Source organism: Streptomyces sp. NBC_01304, assembly GCF_035975855.1.
GTDB lineage: Bacteria > Actinomycetota > Actinomycetes > Streptomycetales > Streptomycetaceae > Streptomyces.
The window spans coordinates 9,812,984-9,833,934 of sequence record NZ_CP109055.1 but is presented as its reverse complement, the minus strand read 5'-3'; the positions used below and the strand labels follow the sequence as shown (position 1 = coordinate 9,833,934).

At 71.4% G+C, this 20,951-nt stretch carries 24 protein-coding genes and 1 pseudogene; 16 read left to right on the top strand and 9 right to left on the bottom strand.

Features of this window, described 5'->3' with window-relative positions; all coding sequences use genetic code 11:
* Positions 1-151: 151 nt before the first annotated feature.
* On the top strand, positions 152-727 hold the full coding sequence (locus OG430_RS43850; protein WP_327358255.1) for a TetR/AcrR family transcriptional regulator: 576 nt from the start codon (positions 152-154) through the stop codon (positions 725-727).
* Between the two features lie 104 nt (positions 728-831).
* On the opposite strand, the gene OG430_RS43845 is transcribed toward OG430_RS43850, so the two are convergent.
* Both OG430_RS43845 and OG430_RS43840 read right to left on the bottom strand, forming a co-directional pair.
* Positions 832-1,131 carry a hypothetical protein gene (locus OG430_RS43845; RefSeq protein ID WP_327358254.1) on the bottom strand — a complete coding sequence of 100 codons (300 nt, stop codon included), beginning with the start codon at positions 1,129-1,131 and terminating at the stop codon, positions 832-834.
* Between the two features lie 140 nt (positions 1,132-1,271).
* Complete coding sequence (locus tag OG430_RS43840) at positions 1,272-1,835, bottom strand: DUF5134 domain-containing protein (protein ID WP_327358253.1); 564 nt, start codon at positions 1,833-1,835, stop codon at positions 1,272-1,274.
* Between the two features lie 205 nt (positions 1,836-2,040).
* On the opposite strand from OG430_RS43840, the gene OG430_RS43835 reads away from it, so the two are divergent.
* The 6 genes and pseudogenes from OG430_RS43835 (at position 2,041) to OG430_RS43810 (ending at position 6,056) form a co-directional block, all read left to right on the top strand.
* Entirely contained in the window at positions 2,041-2,976 is a 936-nt protein-coding gene (locus tag OG430_RS43835; protein WP_327358252.1) for a M56 family metallopeptidase, read from the top strand.
* Between the two features lie 138 nt (positions 2,977-3,114).
* Positions 3,115-3,783, top strand: a pseudogene (locus OG430_RS43830) (phosphatase PAP2 family protein); the annotation flags it as partial.
* Between the two features lie 188 nt (positions 3,784-3,971).
* Positions 3,972-4,667: an HAD family hydrolase gene (locus tag OG430_RS43825; RefSeq protein WP_327359468.1), complete on the top strand. Its 696-nt coding sequence runs from the start codon at positions 3,972-3,974 to the stop codon at positions 4,665-4,667.
* Positions 4,668-4,706: 39 nt separating this feature from the next.
* Positions 4,707-5,018, top strand: coding sequence for a hypothetical protein (locus OG430_RS43820; RefSeq protein WP_327358250.1), 312 nt, complete (start codon positions 4,707-4,709; stop codon positions 5,016-5,018).
* Between the two features lie 100 nt (positions 5,019-5,118).
* Positions 5,119-5,301 (top strand): hypothetical protein, encoded by a 183-nt coding sequence (locus OG430_RS43815; RefSeq protein ID WP_327358249.1) that lies wholly within the window; start codon positions 5,119-5,121, stop codon positions 5,299-5,301.
* Positions 5,302-5,408: 107 nt separating this feature from the next.
* Positions 5,409-6,056, top strand: a complete 648-nt coding sequence (locus OG430_RS43810; protein WP_327358248.1) for a hypothetical protein — start codon at positions 5,409-5,411, stop codon at positions 6,054-6,056.
* Positions 6,057-6,159: 103 nt separating this feature from the next.
* Here the strand turns inward: OG430_RS43810 and OG430_RS43805 are convergent, their stop codons facing one another.
* Positions 6,160-6,435 (bottom strand): hypothetical protein, encoded by a 276-nt coding sequence (locus OG430_RS43805; protein ID WP_327358247.1) that lies wholly within the window; start codon positions 6,433-6,435, stop codon positions 6,160-6,162.
* 90 nt (positions 6,436-6,525) lie between these two features.
* On the opposite strand from OG430_RS43805, the gene OG430_RS43800 reads away from it, so the two are divergent.
* Entirely contained in the window at positions 6,526-7,086 is a 561-nt protein-coding gene (locus OG430_RS43800; protein ID WP_327358246.1) for a hypothetical protein, read from the top strand.
* A gap of 7 nt (positions 7,087-7,093) precedes the next feature.
* Here OG430_RS43800 and OG430_RS43795 read toward each other — a convergent pair whose 3' ends face one another.
* Positions 7,094-7,735, bottom strand: a complete 642-nt coding sequence (locus OG430_RS43795; protein WP_327358245.1) for an RBBP9/YdeN family alpha/beta hydrolase — start codon at positions 7,733-7,735, stop codon at positions 7,094-7,096.
* 182 nt (positions 7,736-7,917) lie between these two features.
* Here OG430_RS43795 and OG430_RS43790 point away from each other — a divergent pair, with 182 nt between their 5' ends.
* The gene (locus OG430_RS43790; protein WP_327358244.1) at positions 7,918-8,898 is read left to right on the top strand and encodes a LysR family transcriptional regulator; all 981 of its coding nucleotides are present in this window, start codon (positions 7,918-7,920) and stop codon (positions 8,896-8,898) included.
* Here OG430_RS43790 and OG430_RS43785 read toward each other — a convergent pair.
* Positions 8,874-9,548: a class I SAM-dependent methyltransferase gene (locus OG430_RS43785; protein ID WP_327358243.1), complete on the bottom strand. Its 675-nt coding sequence runs from the start codon at positions 9,546-9,548 to the stop codon at positions 8,874-8,876. The genes OG430_RS43790 and OG430_RS43785 overlap by 25 nt on opposite strands.
* A gap of 67 nt (positions 9,549-9,615) precedes the next feature.
* Here OG430_RS43785 and OG430_RS43780 point away from each other — a divergent pair, with 67 nt between their 5' ends.
* Positions 9,616-10,569, top strand: coding sequence for a D-alanyl-D-alanine carboxypeptidase family protein (locus OG430_RS43780; RefSeq protein ID WP_327358241.1), 954 nt, complete (start codon positions 9,616-9,618; stop codon positions 10,567-10,569).
* Between the two features lie 421 nt (positions 10,570-10,990).
* On the opposite strand, the gene OG430_RS43775 is transcribed toward OG430_RS43780, so the two are convergent.
* A complete protein-coding gene (locus OG430_RS43775) occupies positions 10,991-11,485 on the bottom strand; it encodes a DUF4188 domain-containing protein (protein ID WP_327359467.1) in 495 nt (164 codons plus the stop codon).
* Between the two features lie 193 nt (positions 11,486-11,678).
* On the opposite strand from OG430_RS43775, the gene OG430_RS43770 reads away from it, so the two are divergent.
* Entirely contained in the window at positions 11,679-12,323 is a 645-nt protein-coding gene (locus tag OG430_RS43770; RefSeq protein ID WP_327358240.1) for a MerR family transcriptional regulator, read from the top strand.
* Positions 12,324-12,377: 54 nt separating this feature from the next.
* Here the strand turns inward: OG430_RS43770 and OG430_RS43765 are convergent, their stop codons facing one another.
* A complete protein-coding gene (locus tag OG430_RS43765) occupies positions 12,378-12,836 on the bottom strand; it encodes a GNAT family N-acetyltransferase (RefSeq protein WP_327358239.1) in 459 nt (152 codons plus the stop codon).
* A gap of 80 nt (positions 12,837-12,916) precedes the next feature.
* On the opposite strand from OG430_RS43765, the gene OG430_RS43760 reads away from it, so the two are divergent.
* The 3 genes from OG430_RS43760 to OG430_RS43750 all read left to right on the top strand — a co-directional run bounded on the left by OG430_RS43760 (position 12,917) and on the right by OG430_RS43750 (position 15,403).
* Positions 12,917-13,780, top strand: coding sequence for an alpha/beta fold hydrolase (locus OG430_RS43760; protein WP_327358238.1), 864 nt, complete (start codon positions 12,917-12,919; stop codon positions 13,778-13,780).
* 64 nt (positions 13,781-13,844) lie between these two features.
* Positions 13,845-14,924, top strand: a complete 1,080-nt coding sequence (locus OG430_RS43755; RefSeq protein WP_327358237.1) for an NAD(P)H-dependent amine dehydrogenase family protein — start codon at positions 13,845-13,847, stop codon at positions 14,922-14,924.
* Positions 14,921-15,403 carry a carboxymuconolactone decarboxylase family protein gene (locus tag OG430_RS43750; protein ID WP_327358236.1) on the top strand — a complete coding sequence of 161 codons (483 nt, stop codon included), beginning with the start codon at positions 14,921-14,923 and terminating at the stop codon, positions 15,401-15,403. Before OG430_RS43755 ends, OG430_RS43750 begins: the two co-directional genes overlap by 4 nt.
* Before the next feature lie 202 nt (positions 15,404-15,605).
* Here the strand turns inward: OG430_RS43750 and OG430_RS43745 are convergent, their stop codons facing one another.
* The gene (locus tag OG430_RS43745; protein WP_327358235.1) at positions 15,606-17,258 is read right to left on the bottom strand and encodes a GMC oxidoreductase; all 1,653 of its coding nucleotides are present in this window, start codon (positions 17,256-17,258) and stop codon (positions 15,606-15,608) included.
* 168 nt (positions 17,259-17,426) lie between these two features.
* Here OG430_RS43745 and OG430_RS43740 point away from each other — a divergent pair, with 168 nt between their 5' ends.
* Together OG430_RS43740 and OG430_RS43735 are read left to right on the top strand one after the other, a co-directional pair.
* On the top strand, positions 17,427-18,416 hold the full coding sequence (locus tag OG430_RS43740) for a sigma-70 family RNA polymerase sigma factor (protein WP_442816664.1): 990 nt from the start codon (positions 17,427-17,429) through the stop codon (positions 18,414-18,416).
* An 84-nt stretch (positions 18,417-18,500) separates the two neighbouring features.
* Positions 18,501-19,157, top strand: a complete 657-nt coding sequence (locus tag OG430_RS43735) for a CatB-related O-acetyltransferase (RefSeq protein WP_442816663.1) — start codon at positions 18,501-18,503, stop codon at positions 19,155-19,157.
* A 113-nt stretch (positions 19,158-19,270) separates the two neighbouring features.
* Here the strand turns inward: OG430_RS43735 and OG430_RS43730 are convergent, their stop codons facing one another.
* Positions 19,271-20,506 carry a cytochrome P450 gene (locus tag OG430_RS43730; protein ID WP_327358233.1) on the bottom strand — a complete coding sequence of 412 codons (1,236 nt, stop codon included), beginning with the start codon at positions 20,504-20,506 and terminating at the stop codon, positions 19,271-19,273.
* Positions 20,507-20,951 lie beyond the last annotated feature (445 nt).

The window sequence follows — 20,951 nt, the reverse complement described above, 5'->3', positions numbered from 1 at the left end:
CTTGTCCTGAGATAGTCCCTGGCTGAAAATTCAGTCAGCCTCGGTGGCGGCTATCCTGGATGCTGACTGAAATTCCAGTCAAGGCCTGGAGAGGGCCGGATTTCGACCGCCCCCAACAGGGCGCAGACCTCAGGGAGTTGAGCGGCACCTCATGTCCGACCGCCAGGAGCTGATCATGGAAGCGGCCGTACGCGTCATCGCCCGCAGCGGCGTGCGCGGCCTGCGGGTCGAGAAGCTGGCCGCCGAGGCCGGGGTGTCGACCGCGCTGATCTACTACCACTTCAAGGACCGCGCGGGCCTGATCCGCCGCACCCTGGAGTTCGTCAGCGACCGGGCCGGCGCCTACACGGACAAGGCGATCGCCACCGCCCGGGACGCCCGGGGGGAGCTGGAGCAGATGCTGCTCATGGAGCTCCAGGAGACCGAGCAGGTGCGCGAGAACAGCACCGCCTGGGGCGAGCTGCGGGCCAGCGCGGTCTTCGAGACGGAGCTGCGCGAGGCCCTGGCCACCTCGACCCGGACCTGGACGGACGAGGTCGCCGAGACGATCCGCGCCGCACAGGACGCGGGCTGCGCACGACCCGAGACCGACTCCGAGGCGGCCGCGCAGCGGCTGACCGCGCTGGTCGAGGGGGTCAGCATGCGCTGGCTGAGCGGGTCGCTCACGTTGGAGCAGGCGCGTGAACTGCTGCTCGGGGCCATCGAGTTGGAGCTGGGGGCGCGCTAGGCGCCACGACGGGCCTGCGGCAGGGAGGGCGACCGGGCCGCCGGCTCACCTCACGCAGGCGTGTGACCCCTGGCTCGCAGGCCCGGGGCCACACGCGGCGCGGCTCAGACGGTGTACGCCGTCCAGCCGACGGTCTCGGTCGCGTGCTTGCCGTCGGCGGAGATGCCGCCGCCGTAGATCTCGTTCAAGCGGACCTTGAAGCCGGTGTTGCTCACTTCGTGGAGCCGGATGCCCGGTGTCTCGGGCCCGTTGAAGGTCTGCACCGTGACCTGCACGATGACGTCCGTCCCCGCAGGGAACGGGGTGGGGAAATCGACCCGCTTGAAGGTGTCGGTCTTGCCGCCCTGTGTCTCGGTGGAGTGCGCCGAGTCCAGGTTCACCTTGCCGCTCTGGACCATGCTCATCGCGCTGTCCCTTCCTCCGTGGCCTGCGCAGGCGCCCACAGGCGACCTGCTTGCCCCCGTCGGACAGCGATTCAAGCGCCGCAACGGCACCCCCGTACAGCCACTTTTCCGACACATCCGCACAGGTATGAGCAGGCGGCTCACATCGTCAGAAGCATGGCGCACATGCCGATCCCCATCGAGAGCCGGCACGCCAGCGCCAGCTCGACCCGGTCGCCCCAGGCCTGCCCGCCTCCGCCGCCCACCCCGGCCGTGCCCGTCGCGGTCGCCGGTGCCAGGCGGGTGCCCGAGTGCAGGACGTACGCCGCGAAGTACACGAGCAGCAGCCCGGTGACGAGCGGCACGCCCGCCGGCCCGCCGTGCCCCGCGTGCCCGCCGGGGACCACTGCCATCGCCACCGACATGTAGACCATGGCGAGCGCACCCACCAGGTGGTGCAGATGATGGGCCGACCGGCGCGCCGACCAGAGCGCGCGCAGCGCCGCGGCGCCGAACACCACGGCGTACCCGAACCAGGCCCAGCGCGGCGGTCCGGCCACCGCGGCGGGCACGGCCATCAACGCCATGCCGAAGCCCATCAACGCCTCGCCACCCGCCGTGTCCCGCTGCTGTGCGAGCGAACTGCGCATCCGCAGCAGGCAGTACGCCCCGGTCGCCGCGCACAGCGCGACGAGCAGCCACCCGGCCAGTGCCGGTCCGTGCACGGCGCACCTCCCCCTTCGACGGTTCGACGCTGTAGCTGAGAACGGTGTCGATGAGGTGATGCCCGCCAGGGTCGGAGCGCACGCGGCGCAAGGGTGTACGAGGGGGAGCATGCGGTCGCCGCCGGGCCGCACCGCGGCCGTGGCGTGCGTCACTTGACGGGCAGGCCCATACCGTCGGGTAGCGCCGCTACATAGGCTTGGGCGCATGTTGGTCCCCGTCGCCCTGCTCCTGCTCGGCGCGCTGACCGCCGTCGTGGCCCCCAGACTCCTGGCACGCGCCGAGTGGCCCGAGCGCGAACCCGTCGTCGCACTGTGGATGTGGCAGTGCGTCGTGGCCGGTGTGCTGCTGTGCTGCGCCCTGTCGATGACACTGAGCGCCTCCGCCGCCTGGCAGGCCGTACGCGGCCGGGTGTTCGCGCCCGCACCCAGTGATGTGGTCGAGGCGTACGCGCTCGGGGCGTCCGGGCCGTGGGCCGCGGCGACCGCGCTGGCGCTGGCCGCAGGGGCGGTGTGGACCGGGGCGATGCTGACCCGCGAGATCGTGCGGGCCCGCGCGCGGCGCCGCCGCCGTCGGGCCGAACTCCTCGTACGCTCCCCGCTGCTGCCCGGCGAGGAGCCCGGCACGGACCGGCTCGTCGTCCTCGAAGGTGAGCGTCCGGACGCCTGGTGGCTGCCCGGTGCCGCACCCCAACTGGTCATCACCACCGCCGCGTTGCGCCGCCTCAAGGGCCGCCAGCTCGACGCGGTCCTCGCCCATGAGCAGGGGCACGCGCAGGCGCGGCACGACTGGCTGCTGCACTGCTCGGGCGCGCTGGCGGGCGGGTTCCCGCAGGTCCCGGTCTTCGCCGCGTTCCGCGACGAGATGCACCGCCTGGTCGAGCTGGCGGCCGACGACGTGGCCTCGCGGCGCTTCGGCCGGCTGACGATCGCGCTGGCCCTGGTCGAACTCAACGAGGACCGCGGCGTGTTCGGCCCCTGCCCGACCCCGCACGCCCAGGTCCCCGAGCGGGTGCACCGCCTGCTCACCCCCGAGCCCCGCCTCACCGCTGGACGCAGGCTCCGCCTGACGGCGGCCGGGGCCCTGGTGCCCGTGGTTCCGGTCCTCGTGGCGTTCATGCCGGGGCTCAGCACGCTCGGCTAGACCCTCGGCCGCCCCCCCTACCGCCCCGGCGTACGACGCTCGTACGGGGCTGCGAGCCGGGGCCGCCCGTCGGAGCCGAAGCCCCGCCTCCGTGCGCCACTCTGGCCCGCGCACCCCGACGTCGGCGAGGATCGGCCCATGCACCCGGCACCACTGGACACCCCGCCCCGCCCGCCGTCCGCCACCTTCGGCACCGCCGCCCGGACGGCGCTCGTCCTGGCCGCGCTCTCGGCCCTGCTGCTCGCTCTGGTCGCCTTCGAGTGGCGCCCGCTCCTCGGCCTCGACGAGGACATCACCCGGGCCGCGCACCGCTGGGCCCTGGACTCCCCCGCCCTGACCCACACCCAGCGCGTGCTCAGCGACTGGGTGTGGGACCCCTGGGCGATGCGCCCCCTGTGTGCCGTGATCACAGGGTGGCTGTGGTGGCAGGGCGCACGGTGGCTCGCGCTGTGGGTGGCGGCCACGTGTGCGCTCGGCACACTGCTGCAGCAGGGCCTCAAGGCGGCGGTCGACCGCGACCGTCCGGTGTGGACCGACCCCGTGGACAGCGCGCAGTACGCGGCGTTTCCGTCCGGGCACGCGTTGACCGCGACGGTCGTGTGCGGGCTGCTGGTGTGGCTGCTCCGGGCGTACGGTGCCGGGCGCGGGGTCCAAGGCGTGGTGGGCGCACTCGCCGCGCTGTCGGTCCTCGGCGTCGGCGTCACGCGCGTATGGCTGGGGGTGCACTGGCCCACGGACGTGCTCGGCGGCTATCTCCTCGGCGCGTTCATGGTGTCGCTGGCCATGTGGACCTACGAGCGCCGGCACGGGACGTACCCGCGCCGGAACGCGACGGCGGCAACGTACGGAAACGCCCCACGGACGACACCCCCACCCGACGCACCGCCGCCACCCGGTCGCGGCAACCACGACGGCCGACTCCTTGAGCGTGCCGCCGAACCGGGGCTCCTTGACCGGGCCGCACCGGGGCACCGAGGATTTCCCTCATGACGATCATGACGATCAAGGGCGTGCTGTTCGACTTCTCCGGCACTCTGCTGCGCATCGAATCCGCCGAGTCCTGGCTGCGCGCCGTCCTCACCGAGGCCGAACTCACCCTGCCCGAGCCTGAGTTGCAGCGCCTCGCGGCGGCCCTGGAGACCGCGGGCGCCCTGCCCGGCGGCTCATCCCCCGCCTCGGTCCCCGACCAGCTGGCCGACCTGTGGACCCACCGAGACGTGGACGCGACAGGACACCGCGCGGCCTTCACCGGTCTGTCCCGCCAAGTCGAACTGCCCGACCCGCGATTGCACGACGCGCTGTACGAACGCCACATGACCGCGGCCGCCTGGCAGCCCTACCCCGACGCCCATGAGGTCCTGGCCGAACTGCGCGAGCGCGGCATCGGCGTCGCGGTCATCAGCAACATCGGCTGGGACCTGCGGCCCGTGTTCCGCGCACATGGCCTCGACGCCCATGTCGACGCGTACGTCCTGTCGTACGAACACGGCGTCCAAAAGCCCGCACCCGAACTGTTCGCGGCGGCCTGCGACGCCCTGGCCGTCGCACCGGAGCACGTCCTCATGGTGGGCGACGACCGGCGCGCGGACGCCGGGGCCGCCCAAATCGGCTGCCAGGTGCACTTCGTGGACCACCTGCCGACGGCGGAGCGCCCCGACGGACTGCGCCCCGTGCTGAATCTCGTCAAGTGAGAGGGAAGCACTCCGCTCGGGAGCCGCTACAACGGTGCCATGAAGAACAACAAGGAAAAGACGAAGAAGCGGCAGTCCTCACTGCACAGTTCGGGCATCGTCAAACGCCTCGTCCCGCTCGGCGGATCGCTCGTCATCGCCGTCGTGACCCTGCCCGACGGCACCGAGGAGAGCGCCTACCTGCCCGAACACGGTCCCCGCAGGCAGGCCAAGGTGCACGAGGGTTCGGCGGTGTGGCTGCGCACGAGCCACAAACTCATCGAGGGACGCCCCATGCGCCGGGCCCTGCCGCGCCGCGACGCACCGCCGGTGAGGGACGCGGCTCCCCCGGATCGCTTGAAGAAACCGTAGGAGAATCCTCGAGGTCCACCCGCAGTGCCGCTGGAGGACCACTTGAAGTACAAGTCAGCCCTGTGGCATGGATGTTGTAATGCGTTTACCCTTCGGTGCTATGCCACTGACCGTTCAGACCCGCGAATTCATGCGGCCCGCCACCGAGGTGAACGCGGAGATCCGCGCCCTCTGGGCGAGCAACGACGGGCGGCTCTCCCCGGAGCAGCGGACTCTCTATCTCCGCTTGGTGACGGAGTGGGCGGCGGCGGTACGCAGCGAGATCGTGGTGACGGCTGCCTGAGGGCACTTCGGGCGAGAGTGTCACCGGGCCGGGCCGGGCGCCGCTCAACGGAACGGGACCCTGCCCGGAACGGACCACTGTCAGTGCCGGGGCATACGGTCCCCGGCATGGGATTCACCTCTGCCTGGGCGATCTCCGCCCATGACGACGCCTTCGTCGCCCGCCTCGCGCCCCGCATGCTGCCGCTGCTCAGGGCCGACCACGACGATCCGCTCGCCCAGGCACGCCGGCGGCGGTGGCAGGCCCGGCCGCTGCCCGATTACCGGACCTGGTGGCGCCCCTTCGGGAACGGCAACGACCAGGACGCCGAGGACTTGACCTCATTCCGGGATCTGACCTGCCCCGGGGACCGGACGGACGAGATGTACCAGGGCGGGCCTGACGACACCGACTTCTACCTGCCGGACGACGTGTGGCAGGAGGCCGCGGACACGGACCGGATGTTCCTCTCCATCCACAGCAAGGAGTACGCGGTCGCCTCGCTCTTCCACGCCATCGGACCACGCCGCGCCGCACTGCTGCCCGGCTGGTGCGGCAACTTCCTGCTCGACTCCGCACAGTTGCGCCAGGCCCTGCCGGCCGTGGAGGAGGCGCTCACCTTCCGTCCCGAGGAGCGCGCGGCGGCCGAGGAGCAGGACTGGCTCGACTACTACGGCGACGACGAGGAGCGCGTAGTCGACGGTCCGCTCCGACAGTTGCGCGAGGCAGCCGAGGCCGGCCTGGGCGTGTGCGGGGTCTCGGTGCACATCTACTGATCGGCACACGACTGGTGGGAGGCGCGCAGTTGGTGGGCGACGCGCAGCTGGTGAATGGAGCGCAGCTGATGATGTGCGCTCATCCCGTGATCCGCCCACGCGCTCAGCTGCCGGACTGCTCCTCGGAGCGCGCGGCCGAGCGTTCGGCTACATGCTGCTCCAGCTCACGCACCTGCCGTTCCAGCTCCTGGGCCTTCGCCTCGTGCTGGTCGGCGAGGGCGTTGATGCGGGCGGTGCCGTCCTCGATGACGCGGCAGACCACGTCCACCGCCGCGTCCACCTCCTCGGGGGTCGACCGGGCCGCCAGGTCCTTCAGTGCGCTCTCCACCGCGGGCATGCCACCACGCGCGTGAACCTCACTCCAGAATTCGTAGTCCATCCTGCGATGATGCCCGACCCGCTCCTGACCCGAGGACGGATCGGGGGACGTTCACCCCGCGCGAGCCGAGTCCTTGCGAGGTCTTCTCCCATGACGGAACACCGCAGCGATCAGGAGGACCGCGTGCCGCGTGAGGGAAAGTACGCGCGCATCGAGCGCGAGCGACGGTTCCTGCTCGCCGGCGCGCCGCCACCGTCGTCGGTGACCGTCACCCGGTGGATCACCGACCGGTACCTGGAGGGCACACGGCTGCGGCTGCGGCGGGCCGAGTGTGCCGACGGCGGGGGCGTCCTGTTCAAGCTGACACAGAAGGTGCCCGCCGACCGCCCGGGCGCCGTTCAGGGCCTGATCACCAACACCTACCTGTCAGAGGCCGAGTACGCCCTGCTCGCTTCGCTGCCGGCCATGGTGCTGTCCAAGACCCGGTTGAGCGTGCCGCCGCTGGGTGTTGATGTGTTCGGCACCCCGCTGGACGGACTCGTCCTGGCCGAGGCGGAGTTCGCCGACGACGAGTCGGCGCGACTGTTCGTTCCGCCGCCGCTGTGCCGTGCGGAGGTCACCGACGACGCCCGCTTCACCGGCGGACGGCTCGCCGTGGCGGACCGGGCGTGCCTGCTGAACTGGCTTGCCGAGTACGGCATTCATCCGTAGTCACCCCTTACCGGCGCCCGACCGGACCGTCCCCGGACGGGCTCAGGCACCACTCGAGGACAGAGGGCCACGCCCCATAACCGGCATCCGGGTTCAAGTGGGCCTCCCCCACCAGGACGTCGATCGGCAGTCCGAGCGGGGTCGCGTACACCTCGGTGGCGCCCTCGGGGCAGCACGGGTCGTTGTCGGCGGCGACCATACGGGTGTGCCCGGCTGCGGTGGAGAGGCGGAGCTCGCTCGGCGCAGGTGGGGTGAACTGCGCGATCTCGGCGTGCTGTTGGACGAAGGACGGCGACGGCGGAGCGACCAGCAGGACCCGGTCGACCGGGAACGGCACGGCGTCACGGGCCACTGCGTGCAGCCACAGGGTGCAGGCCAGGCTGTGGCAGACGACCGTGGTTCGCGCCGCCCCGCGCAACGCTTCGAGCCGGGCGGTCAGTTCGGCCAGCCAGTGGTTCAGGTCCGGGGCGTCGGGGGCGGGCAGCTGAGGGTAGGCGACGGTGTGGCCGAGCGCGGCCAGGCGGTCGGCCAGCCAGTGTTGCCAGTGCTCGGCGGGGCGATGGTTCTGCCAGCCGTGGAGCAGCAGGAAGGCTTGGGCGGGCTGTTCGCCGCGCGCCTGGCCGGTCGGGGACTGCGGGGTTCGGGGCATGGTGGGCTCGGGCTTTCGCGGTCGGCGGGAGGGAGCGGGGGCGCGGCACCGCGCAGACGCTAGGTCACGTTATTTACGGCGCGAATCGCACCGAGAGTTCCCTCAGCGACAGGCAGGCAGCCCGGGTGGCTACGCGCCATCCTGAGCCCGGCCGATCATGCAGGTCCAGTTAATCTCTCTCGATGGAACCGGTAAGCAACTCCTTCACAGTGGACCTGCGCCGCCTCGGCGTACTGCGGGAGCTGGCCCGCCGCGGCAGCCTGGCCCGCACCGCCGCGGCCCTGCATCTGACGCCTTCCGCGGTGTCGCAGCAGCTGACGGCCCTGTCCCGGGAGGTGGGCGTACCCCTGATCGAGCGGGCCGGGCGCGGGGTGCGGCTGACCGGGCAGGCGCGTGTGCTGCTCGAGCATGCCGATGTGATGGCCGCACAGTGGGAGGAGGCCCGCGCCGCACTCTCGGCCTGGCAGGAGGGGCGCCGCGGCGAGGTGACCGTCGGGGCGTTCTCCAGTGCCATCACCGGGCTGCTGCCGCACGCCCTGCGTCCGCTGACCGAGCAGCACCCGGACGTCCGCATCACAGTGGTCGAGGCGGAGCCGCCGGACCTGTTCACGCGACTCGACGCCGGCGAGGTCGACCTCGCGATCGCCGTCGACTTCGCCGCGGCCCCACCGCACACCGACCGCCGCTACACCCGTGTCGATCTGTTGGTGGACACGCTCGATCTGGCCCTGCCGGCCGCCCACCGCCTGGCCCGGGAGCAGGACATCCCGCTGCGCGATCTGGCCGGCGACACCTGGATCGTGGGCGATCCGCGCAGTTGCTGCGGCGCCATCACCCGGTCCCTGTGCGCGGCGAACGGCTTCACCCCGGACATCCGGCACGCCGTCAACGACTGGCAGTCCCTGGCCGCCCTCGTCGAGGCGGGTCTCGGCGTCGCCCTCGTCCCCCGCCTGGTCCAGCCATTGCACCGCCCCGGCCTGGTGCTCCGCTCCCCCGCGGGGCCGCCGCCGACCCGGCATGTCTTCGCTGCCGTACGCGCCGGATCGGACGGCGACCCGATCCTGAGCGCCGTCCTGGAACAACTGCGGGCGACGGCCGCACGGATCAACCCGTACCCGCCCTCATCCCGTACGAGCCCTCAGCCCCTGCGCGCCAGCAGATAGGCCCGCCGGGTCTCGGCCTCCGCGGCGTAATGCGTGCGCTCCATCCGCATCTCCACCGCGAAGCCCGCCTCTTCGAGGAGTTCGGCGATGCGCGCGGGGTCGAGGAAGCGGAAGTCGACGTCCACGTCGTGGCCCCACCACTCGTCCAGGTGCCGGACCTCGGCGCCCATGTGGAACGCGACGAGGAGGAGCCCCGAGGGACGCAGCACGCGGTGCGCCTCCGTGAAGGCGCGGATCAGCTCCTCCGGCCCGAGGTGGATGATCGTGTAGAGGGCGACGGCGGAGGCGAACTCGCCGTCCTTGGCGGGCAGTTCGAGGAGGTCGCCCTCGCGGAACTCCACCTCCGGAAACCGTCGGCGGCCTTCGGCGACCATGCCCGCCGACAGGTCGATGCCGACCGTACGGGCCCCCTGGGCCGCGAGCCAGGCCGCCACGTGCCCGGGCCCGCAGCCCAGGTCGGCGACCGGGCCGGCCGGCTCCGTCTGCTCCAGGAGCGCGGTGAGCAGCGCGCGGTCCAGCGGTTTGCCGTCGAGCTCGTCGTGCAGCCGCGTCGCGTACTCCTCGGCCACGGTGTCGTAGCTGACCCGGACCGCCGCGTGGTCCGCCAAGTGTTCCGTACGTGCCGCCTGATCCCCCATGCGGATCAGCATGCCACGCAGCACCCCACTCGGCCCACGCCCGCCTGCGCCGTGCGGCACCCCCGCCTACGTTGACTGAATGAGCGTCAGATGGCTTGTCCGGCCCCTCCTTTGTGTGGCCCTCGTCCTGGCCGCAGGCCTGGCCCCGCTGCTCGTGGCGCCTGTCGCCGCGTCAGAACCGGTGCGGGCGGCGTCGATCGAGGGTGCCGCCGTCCCCCGCCTGCCCCGTCACCTGTCGGCCCGCGCCTGGCTGGTGGCCGATGCCGACACCGGCGAGATCCTGGCCGTGCACCGGCCGCACAAACGCCTGGCCCCGGCCAGCACCCTCAAGACGCTCTTCGCCCTGACGGTGCTGCCCCGCCTGGACGGCCGCACCCGGCACCGCGTCACCGGCCGGGATCTCGCCGGGATCGGCGCCGGCAGCAGCGTGATCGGATTGCGGGTCGGGCGCAGCTACCGTGTCGCGGACCTGTGGCGCGGCACCTTCCTCAAGTCCGGCAACGACGCCGTGCGGGTGCTGGCCCGGATGAACGGCGGCTGGCGCAGCACGGCACGACAGATGCAGGCGAAGGCGAGGGCGCTCGGGGCGCGCGACACGCGGGTGGTGTCGCCGGACGGGTACGACGCGCCGGGCCAGTTCTCGTCGGCGTACGACCTGTCGGTCTTCGGGCGGGCCGGGCTGCGCGATCCGCGCTTCGCCCGCTACTGCGCGACGGCGTCGGCCGGATTCCCGGCCCACCGCTCGCGCTTCCGCATCCGCAACACCAATCGGCTGCTCAGCGGCACCCACGGCGTACACCGCTACCCGGGCCTGATCGGCATCAAGAACGGCTACACCAGCCGGGCCGGGAACACGCTCGTCACCGCCGCGCGCCGGGGCGGCCGTACGGTCCTGGTCACCGTGCTGAACCCGCGCTCCGGCGTGCGCAACGGCGTCTACAAGGAGGCCAGGTCGCTCCTCGACTGGGGCTTCGCCGCGCGCGGCCGGGTCAAGCCGGTGGGGCAGCTGGCGCCCCGGCGCACCGGAAGGTAGGCCGGGGCCGCACGGCCAGGGCCTGTCTCCCCGATCTCTGTGGATCAGCCTGCGGCGTCTGGTGCGTGCTCTCGGCGTGCCGGGCGGAAGGCCCCGTCGATGGGCCGGACGTACTTGGGCTTTCGCCCGGTGCGGCGAGAGGGGGTCCCCCCTGCTCGAAGAGCTTGGGGGAGCTTGCCAGGCGTCGCGGGCCCGCAGAGATCGGGGAGACAGGCCCTAGGGCCTATCTTCAAACTCCCGTCGTCGCCCGAAGGGCGGCCCCGCGGCGTCTGGTGCGTGCGCTCGGCGTGCCGGGTGGAAGGCCCCGTCGATGGGCCGGACGTACTTGGTCTTTCGCCCGGTGCGGCGAGCGTGCGCCCGCTGCGGCAGCAGCTGATGTCACTGCGGCGTCGCGGGGCAGGCGGGAGTTTGAAGACAGGCCCTAGCGGCTGCCGGCCGTCTCCCGGGACGACCGGTGCGCGAAGCGGGCGGCCGCGGTCCGGCCGCGCCGCTCGAGGGGAAGTACGCCGGTGGCCGCGGCCAGGCCGACGGGCGGCATGTCGCCGTAGACCGTCTCGTACGAACCCTCGGGCACGGTGTACGACTCGTGCCAGATGCCCACGTGCTGACGGTTCTTGCCCTTGCGCACCTTGCCGTTGATGATCGCCCAGGCCTTGTGGTGGAGGGTGTCCGAGGCGTGGGCGTAGGCGTACAACTTCTCCTGGGACTCCCAGTACTGGACTACGTAGTACGTGCGCGGCGAGCCGGTGAGCAGGGTGTAGCCGAGCAGCCCGCGGCTCTTGTCCTTGCCCAGCGCGCGGAGCATGCGCGGCATGCTGACGAGGACCGGCAGCCAATGGTGCACGCCCCAGAAGTGGTTGATGCGCATGCCGATGAGCAGCACGGTCACCTCGCCCTCGGCGGCCGCGGTGGTCATGCCCGGTATGGGCTTGCCGGACGTGACGAGCGCCTCGGACGGGGCCGGTTCCCCGGGCAGGGCCGGCTCGGCGGACTTGTCTGACTGTGCGGCCATCGTGACTCCCGAATCTCCGGTGCACCTCGTTGGATACGCACGCTATCCAACTCGCGCATGATTGGATAGTGCCGCTGTTCAAGGAAAGGCACATGCGATGCGACTGGCGGAGTTGAGCGAGCGGAGCGGTGTCTCCACCGCGACGATCAAGTACTACCTGCGGGAAGGGCTGTTGCCCGCGGGCCACCGGGTCAGCGCGACGACGGCCGACTACGACGAGGGCCATCTGCGCCGACTCCGCCTGGTGCGTGCGCTGTTGCAGGTCGGCGGGCTCTCGGTGGCCACGGCCGGTGAGGTGCTGCGGCACATCGACGACGACTCACTGGGCCGCACCATCCGTCTCGGCGCGGCCATGTGGGCCCTGCCCGGCCCGCCCGAACCCGATCTCGCGGACGACGGCGACATGGAGGCCGCCCGCGTGGAGGTCGACCAACTCCTCGACGCCCTGGGCTGGCAGACCGCCCATGACCTGCGGACCATCTCCCCGCCCTACCGCTCCCTGGTGGTGGGGGTGGCCACTCTCCGGCGGCTCGGCTACGACTGGGACGCGGCGCTGCTTCGCCCCTACGCCGACCTCATGCACCAGGCGGCCGTCCACGACCTGGACATGACGGAGAGCCAGCCGTCGGAGGCGGAGCAGGTCGAGACGGCGATCGCCGGAACGGTCCTTCTCGATCCGATCCTGCGGGCGCTGCACCGGCTCGCCCAGCAGGAGGAGACCGCGCGGCGCTACGGCCTGTGACGCGCGGCCGGCCGCGGCCGCGGCCGAGGTCAGCTCAGCTCAGCTCAGCTCAGCTCAGCTCTCGAGCCTCAAGTCGATGTAGGGAATGGTGTCGCCGGGCAGCACATACGTCTCGATCTCGACGAACCCGCGCCGCTTCGCGAACCGCAGCCCCTCCGGGTTGCTCCCGAGGACATTGGTCTCGATCGACTCGGCGCCCAGCTCCCGCGCCCGGGCCAGCCCCCGCTCGTACATCTGCGTACCGAATCCCCGCTCCCGGTACGCGGGCAGCACCCGCGCGATCACCGTCGCCGCCGGCGACTCGCTCGTGGGCGGGCGCACCGTGGAGCAGCCCACGAGGGTGTCGCCGAGGTAGGCGACCTCCAGGTGGTTGCGGGTTGATCGCTCGCGCACGTCGTCGAGGGAGAGGAAGTGCGGCGGGATGATCAGGTTGTGGACGTGCTGCCAGTCGCGGACCAGGGCGTCCTGGACCGGGGCGGCGGCGCCCACCGTTTCAAGGCGGAGGCTGGACATCGGCCCAGCAAACCCGGGCAAGTCGCGCCTCGTCAACCAAGTACTTGCCATGATCGCCGCCGCGCGGTGAGGATGCCCGCATGACCACGTTCACCGCGCCCGACGGAACCCGCCTCGCCTACCACGTGTCCGGGGAGGGCGAGCCGCTGCTCTGCCTGCCCGGCGGGCCGATGCGCGCCTCCGCCTACCTCGGTGATCTCGGCGGTCTGTCCGCGCGGCGCCGCCTGATCATGCTCGACCTGCGCGGCACCGGCGACTCCGCGGCGCCGGCCGACCCGGCGACGTACCGCTGCGACCGGCAGATCGAGGACGTCGAGGCGCTGCGCGGCCACCTCGGCCTGGACCGCATCGACCTGCTCGCGCACTCGGCGGCCGGCGATCTCGCCCTGCTCTACGCGGCCCGGCACCCCGGGCGCATCCGCTCCCTGACCCTGATCACGGCCCGTGCCCGCGCCATCGGCGTCGACTTCACCGAGGAGCAGCGCAGGGAGGCGGCCGCACTGCGCGCGGGCGAGCCGTGGTTCGCGTCCGCGCTGGAGGCGTACGAGCGGATCCTGGCCGGGACTGCCGCCGACGCCGACTTCGACGCCGCCGCGCCCTTCTTCTACGGCCGTTGGGACGCGACGGCGAAGGCGCACGCAGCGGCCGACCTGGAGCAGACCAACGAGCAGGCCGCCGATGCCTACGCCTCCGCGGGCGCCTTCGCCCCGGACGCGGCCCGCGCCGCCCTGGCCGCGCTCGACGCCCGCATCCTGCTGCTCGCGGGCGAGCGGGACAGCGGGCCGCGCCCCCAAGTCGCGGCGGACATCGCCCGGTTGCTGCCGGGTGCGGAACTGCATGTGCAGCCGGGCGCGGGCCACTTCCCGTGGCTGGACGACCCGAACGGATTCACCCGGACCGTTACAGAGTTCCTCGGCAAGGACCAGGCGCCATCGGCGATCTGACGCCCAGTCATTTCCCCCGCGCACAGCTCTAGGAACCTATGGGCCGTCTCGCTACCCTCCGCCCATGATTTCCACGGTTGTCTGGGGTACCGGCAATGTCGGCCGCGCGGCGATCCGTGCCGTCGACGCCCATCCCGCACTGAAACTCACCGCTGTCCTCGTCCACGATCCCGCCAAGGTCGGCCGTGACGCGGGCCATCTGGCCGGGCTCGACACCGAGTTGGGGGTGGCCGCGACCGACGACATCGAAGCGGTGCTCGCCGCCGGGCCCCGGGCCGTGGTGTATGCCGCGTCCGGGGACATCCGGCCCGACGACGCGATCGCCGACATCGCGCGGGCGATCCGGACCGGGGCCGTCGTCGTCTCCCCCGCCCTCTATCCCCTCTACGACCATCGCAGCGCCCCGCCCGAGTACCTGGACCCGATGGTCGCGGCCGTCGCGGAGGGCGGCGGTTCACTGTTCGCCTCCGGAGTCGATCCGGGCTGGGGCAATGACGTACTGCCCCTGCTGATCAGCGGACTCGGCTCCACCGTCGACGTGATCCGCTGCCAGGAGATCTTCGACTACTCGACGTACGACCAGGAGGACTCGGTCCGGATGCTGGTCGGCATGGGCCAGCCGATGGACTACGACCCGCCGATGCTGTGGCCGGGCGTACCGGGCATGGTGTGGGGCGGGCAGGTCCGCCTGATGGCCCGGGCGCTCGGCGTCGAACTCGACGAGATCCGCGAGACCTTGGACCGCCGGGCGCTCGATGCCACGGTCAGCACCAAGACGATGGGCGACTTCGAGGCCGGCACCCAGGGCGCCGTCCGCTTCGAGGTGCAGGGCATCGTCGACGGCGAGCCGGCCCTCGTCATCGAGCACGTCACCCGCATCCACCCCTCCTGCGCGCCGGACTGGCCGACCCCGCCGGACGGCGTCGGCGCGCATCGCGTGATCATCGAGGGCCGCCCGCACATCGAGGTCACCGTCGAGGCCACCGACGAGGGCGGCAACCGCTCCGCGGGCGGCAACGCCACCGCGGTCGGCCGCCTGGTCGGCGCCATCGACTGGCTGGTGGAGCAGGAACCCGGACTGTACGACGCGCTGGATGTCCCGCTGCGCCCCGCAGTCGGCAAACTCGGAAGGAAGCAACGATGATCATCGACATCCCCGAGGGCCAGGAGCCGATCGGGTACGTGTGGGGCGACATGGTCCCCGAGATCGGGATGGCCGCCGCGAACTTCTCGCTGTCGGTGTACTCCCACACCAAGCTCGGGCTGCGCGAGTTCGAGGCCGCGCGCCTGGTGATCGCGAAGATCAACGGGTGCCAGTTCTGCCTCGACTGGCGCACCGAGCGGGACGACGGCGAGAAGGTCGAGGAGTCCTTCATGGAGGCCGTGGACGAGTGGCGCACCACCGACGCCTTCGACGACCGCGCCCGCCTGGCCGCCGAGTACGCCGAGCGGTACGCGCTCGACCACCACGGCCTGGACGACGAGTTCTGGGAGCGGATGACCGCGCACTACAGCCAGGCCGAGATCGTCGAGCTGAGCATGGACATCGGGTCGTGGCTGGCCTTCGGGCGGCTCAACCACGTGCTCGGGCTCGACAGCGTCTGCGTACTGCCGACGCATTGACCTGCGTACTGCCGACGCATTGATCTACGTACTGCTGACGCATTGATCTACGTACTGCTGACGCATTGAGCTGCGTACCGCCGGTGCTTTCAGCGGTACGCGGACGGGGCCGACCGGGTGCATCCGGTCGGCCCCGACTGCGTACCGGCCCCGCACAGGCCGGTACCGGAGAAGGTCACTCAGGTGACCTCGCAGCTGTCGCTCACAGATCAGTAGCGATGATCTTCTCGATGTTCCGCTCCGCGAGCGCCGTGATGGTGACGAACGGATTGACGGTGGTGTTGCCGGGGATCAGCGCGCCGTCGATGACGTACAGCCCCTGATATCCGCGCAGCCGCCCGTAGTTGTCGGTCGCCTTGTCCAGGACCGCGCCGCCCAGCGGGTGGTAGGTGAGGTGGTCGCCCCAGATCTTGTTGCTGCCGAAGAGGTCGGTCCGGTAGATCGTCCCCTCCTTGCTGTTGATCTTGTCGAAGATGGACTTCGCCATGTTGATCGAGTCCTGCTTCCAGGCGGTCTGCCAGGACAGGTCGACCTTTCCGGTGCCCGCGTTGTAGCTGAAGTCGGCGCGGCGCGTGGTCTTGGTGATCGACAGGTAGAACGAGGCGAAGGTCTCGATGCCGGTCGGCAGCGGGGCGACCTCGGCGAACGCGCCGCCCGCGTCCCAGTTGTCGATGCCGGAACAGGGGATCGTCGACTGGACGTCGCCGGTCGCGTCCCACACGTGGTTGGCCCGGCCGCACATCACGTTGCCGTTCTCGCCCCAGCCCTTGCCGACCTCGGCGCTGAGGCCCGGCAGGGCACCGGTGGCCCTGAGCTTGACCAGGAGCTTGCTGGTGCCGACGCTGCCGGCCGCGAAGAACACCTTCGCCGCCTGGACGGTCTTGGTGGCGACGGTGGCGCCGTCCGTGTTGATCTGCTTCATGGTGACGAGGTAGCCGCCGCCCGAGGCAGGAGCAACCGAAGTGACCTCGTGCAGTGGGGAGATGGTGACCTTGCCGGTGGCCTTGGCCTGGCCGAGGTAGGTCTTCGGCAGGGTCTTCTTGCCGTAGTTGTTGCCGTAGAGGATCTCCTGGGCGAGTGCCGACTTGGGGACGGTGCCGTTGTCCTCGGCCACCATGTAGGGCCAGTCGTATACGTCCGGGACGAACGTCCAGGCGAAGCCGGAGCGTTGGGCGTGCTTGCGCCCGACCCGCGAGTACTGGTAGTACGACGTCCGCTCGAACCAGGCAGGGTCGATCTGGCCGACACCGAGGCCCGAATTGGCCCTCGGGTAGAAGGTGTTGTACATCTCGTCCGCGTTGACCGTCGGCAGCACGGAGGCGAAGTTCTGCCGCTTGGGCGTGACGGCCATACCGCCGTTGACCAGCGAGCCGCCGCCGACACCGCGCCCCTGGTACACGGTGATGCCGGCGAAGTCCTCGGCGTCCAGGATGCCGGCGTACTTCGGTACGTCCTTGTCGATCGGGAAGCCGAGGAAGTTGCTGAGCGGCGCCTTGGTTCTGGTGCGCATCCAGAACGAGCGGTAGTCGGGACTGGTGACCTTTGGGTGGATCTTGCCGTCGGAGCCTGGGGTGACCCAGTCCTGGCCCATCTCGACCATCTGCACGTCGACGCCCGCCTGGGCCAGGCGCAGGGCGGCCACGGAGCCGCCGTAGCCGGTGCCGATCACCAGGACGGGGACGTTCGCGCCGTTCGCGATCAGGGACGCCGCGGCCGAGGCCGAACGAGTGGGTGCCTCGGCCGCGCCCGCCTGACCGGCCAGCACAACGGCCCCGAGAATAGAACCAGTTCCAGCGATGAAGCCTCGACGGGAGAAGCCCTTGGAGCCGCTATCATGCATGGTGGTGCCATTCATGTGACGTTCCTCACTCTCGATGGAATGGGAACAGGTTCTACTGGGGTTCGCGTGTTAAGTCACCAGTTACCCGAGGTAACTTGTCTGTAACTTCTGCCCGATCTTGTACCAGTGGCACCATTGAAGATCGCCGCCTAGCATGGCCCGGCGACAGTGGATCTTGTGTCAATGGGGGCTCGCGTGACGGAGTTTGAGGCGCTGACCGGCTCGATCGAGGAATTGCGCGGCGGACTCACCGGCTACTGCTACCGGATGCTCGGTTCGGCCTTCGACGCCGAGGACGCGGTGCAGGAGACCATGGTCCGCGCCTGGCGCAACGCCGCGCGTTTCGAGGGGCGTTCGTCGCTGCGTACGTGGGTGTACAGCATCGCCCACCGCGTCTGCCTCGACGCGCTCGCCGGCCGCGGGCGCCGGGCGACGCCCATGGACCTGTCCGGACCGACCAGCGGCGCGACCGGGCCGGGCACCCCGCTCGACGCCTCTCGGTGGATCGAGCCGTGCCCCGACGGCCGCACCTCGGCGGCACCCGCCGATCCGGCCGAGGTGGTCACGGACCGCGAGTCCATCCGCCTCGCGTTCGTCGCCGCGCTGCAGCACCTGCCGCCCAAGCAGCGCGCCGTCCTGCTCATGCGGGAGATCCTGGGGCTCTCCGCGGGCGAGGTGGCCGAGCTTCAGGACACCTCCGTCGCCTCGGTCAACAGCGCGCTGCAGCGCGCCCGTTCCACGCTCGCCGCGCACCGCACACCACCGCAGGCGGAGCGCGAGCCGGTGGCCCCCAGCGACACCCAGCAGGTACTCGCCGACCGGTACGCGGCCGCCTTCGCCGCGTACGACATGGACATGCTGGCGATGCTGCTGCACGTCGACGTCACGCTGTCGCTGCCGCCCTACCCGATGTGGATGCGCGGCTTCGACGACGTCGAGGCGTGGCTGACCGGGCCCGCGATCGGGTGCCGGGGCTCGCACCTGGTGCCGACGATGGCCAACGGGGTGCCCGCGTTCGGCCAGTACCGGCCCTGCGCGGACGGAACGGGCTTCGAGCCGTGGGCACTTCAGGTCCTCGACATCGCGGACTCCCGGATCCGGGGCATCAGCTTCTTCCGCGACACCGAGCGTCTGTTCCCGCTCTTCGACCTGCCCGACCGGGTGGCCGCCTAGGCTCGCCCGGGGCCGCACTGCGGTCGAAGCCGTCCGTCCGCACCCGGCAAGTCCGTCCGCATCCAGCAAGGGAGTCGAAGCACCATGCCCGCTCTGCCCGGCCCGCCCGCCGACCCGAACGTGCTGCACCCGATGCCCGACCAGTCGCGCGTGGTGCTGCTGCGGCCGCTGGTCAAGTCACCGTTGATCGAGGTCGGGGAGTTCTCGTACTACGACGACCCGGACGACCCGACCGCGTTCGAGACCCGCAACGTGCTCTACCACTACGGTCCCGAGCGGCTCGTCATCGGGAAGTTCTGCGCGCTCGGCACGGGCGTCCGCTTCATCATGAACGGCGCCAACCACCGCATGGACGGCCCCTCGACGTTCCCCTTCCCCATCATGGGCGGCTCGTGGACCGAGCACTTCGACCTCATCACCGGCCTGCCCGGGCGGGGCGACACGGTGGTCGGCAACGATGTGTGGTTCGGCTACCGGACGATGGTCATGCCCGGCGTGCGCATCGGCCACGGTGCGGTCATCGCGTCCGGCTCCGTGGTCGTCGACGACGTTCCGGACTACGGCATCGTCGGCGGCAACCCGGCGAAGCTCATCCGCCGCCGCCACAGCGACGAGGACATCGCGCGGTTGCTCGAACTCGCCTGGTGGGACTGGCCGTTGGACCACCTCACCGCGCATCTGCGCACGGTCATGTCCGGCAGCGTCGACGCGCTCGCGGCGGCGTCCCCGAAGCAGCCGTAGCCGCTTCGGGGACGCACGAGGGGAATGCGCGAGGGGGCAGGTGCGAGGGAGCAGGTGCGAGGGAGGCAGGTGCGAGGCGCGCCTGCTTGACGCGCCACAGCGACGCCGCGCGCTCAGACGCCTGATTCCCATCCGACCTGCAGCGCCTGCGGACCCCGGATCAACGCCCGCCGCCGCCACGGCACTTGCTCGGCCGGCACCGCGAGGCGCAGGCCCGGCAGCCGGTCCAGGACCGCGTCCATGAGCAGGTCGATCTCCAGGCGGGCGAGCAGGCCGCCGACGCAGTAGTGGGTGCCGTAGCCGAAGGACACATGGGGGTTGGGGGCCCGGTCGAAGTCGATGTGCTCCGGGTCGGGGAAGACCTCCGGGTCGCGGTTGGCGGCGAGGTAGGAGACGTAGACCGGATCGCCCGCCGTGATGCGGTGGCCGCGCAGGTCGACGTCCTCGGTGGCGATGCGCGCGAGGCCGACGGCGCTGCGGTGCGGGATGTAGCGCAGCAGTTCGTCGAGGGCCCGGGGCCGCAACTCGGGCTCTGCGGTGAGCCGTTCGAGCAGCTGGGGGCGGGTCAGGAGCAGGTAGAGCATCTGGCCGACGTTGTTGGTGACGGCCTCGCCGCCGATCTGCAGCGGTCCGGCCACGCCGACCGCCTCGTCCTCGCTGAGGTCGCCGCGGGCCACGCCCGCGCCGAGCAGCGACAGGATGTCCTCGCCGGTGCTGCCGCGCCGGGCCCGGATCGCCTCGCCGAGCCAGCCGTACAGCCGGTCCTTCACCTGCCCCGTGGTCTGCGCGTCCTGCGACGGGAAGACGATCTGGTCGGTCCACTCCTTGAGCTGCGGCCGGTCGGCGACGGGTACGCCCATGACCTCGCAGACGACCTCGACGGGGAACGGTCCGAGGACGCGTGTGGTGAGGTCGGCGGGCGGTCCCTCCGCGAGGAGGGCGTCCATCAGGCCGTCCAGGACCTCCTGGGCGCGGCCCCGGAAGCGCTCCACGCCGGCCGCGGTGAAGGCCGGTGCCACGACGCGGCGCAGCCGGTGGTGGTCGGAGCCGTCGGCGAAGGCGAGCGAGCCCGGCTTGGGCTTGAAGTGCGGGGCGAGCCGGGTGATCTGCCGTTCGGTGATCTCGTGCCGGGTGAAGCGCGGGTCGTTCGTGATCATCCGTACGTCGTCGTAGCGGGTCGCCAGCCACGCCCAGCCCTCGCCGTGCGGCAACTGGATCCGGTGCATCGGCCCCTGCTCCATGAGCTCGGTCAGGACCGGGTCGAAGTCGGTGCCGGTCAGGTCCTGGGCGGGCCACTCGCGTACGGGGGGTGTGGCCGGGCAGGTCCGTTCCGGGGCGTCCTCGATCATGTGGCTGTCTCCGTCCGTCCGGGTCTGGGGCGTCGCCGGCCGGCAGTGCCGCGCGGCTCGGCTGAAGCCGTCGCCGGTGCCGACTCCCCTTCACCGTCACGCGGGCGGCGCGGCACCTCGCGCTGGGCTACGCCGGATGGGCGCGGGCGGGGCCGGGGAGGGGGGCGGGCGGGACCGGGGATGGCGGGGCGGAACCAGGGAAAGGCCGAGGCGGGATTGCGGAGAGGCGGGGGCGGAACCGGGGAGAGGCCAAGGCTGAACCAGGGAGAGGTGTGGGCGGGATTGGCGAGAGGCGCGGGCGGGACCAGGAAGAGGCAGGGGCGGTCTCGGGGTGAGGTGTGGCGGTCTCGGGGTGAGGTGTGGCGGTCGCGGGGTGAGGTGTGGCGGTCGCGGGGTGAGGTGTGGCGGTCGCGGGGCCGACGGCCCGTCGGTAGCGCCCGATGAG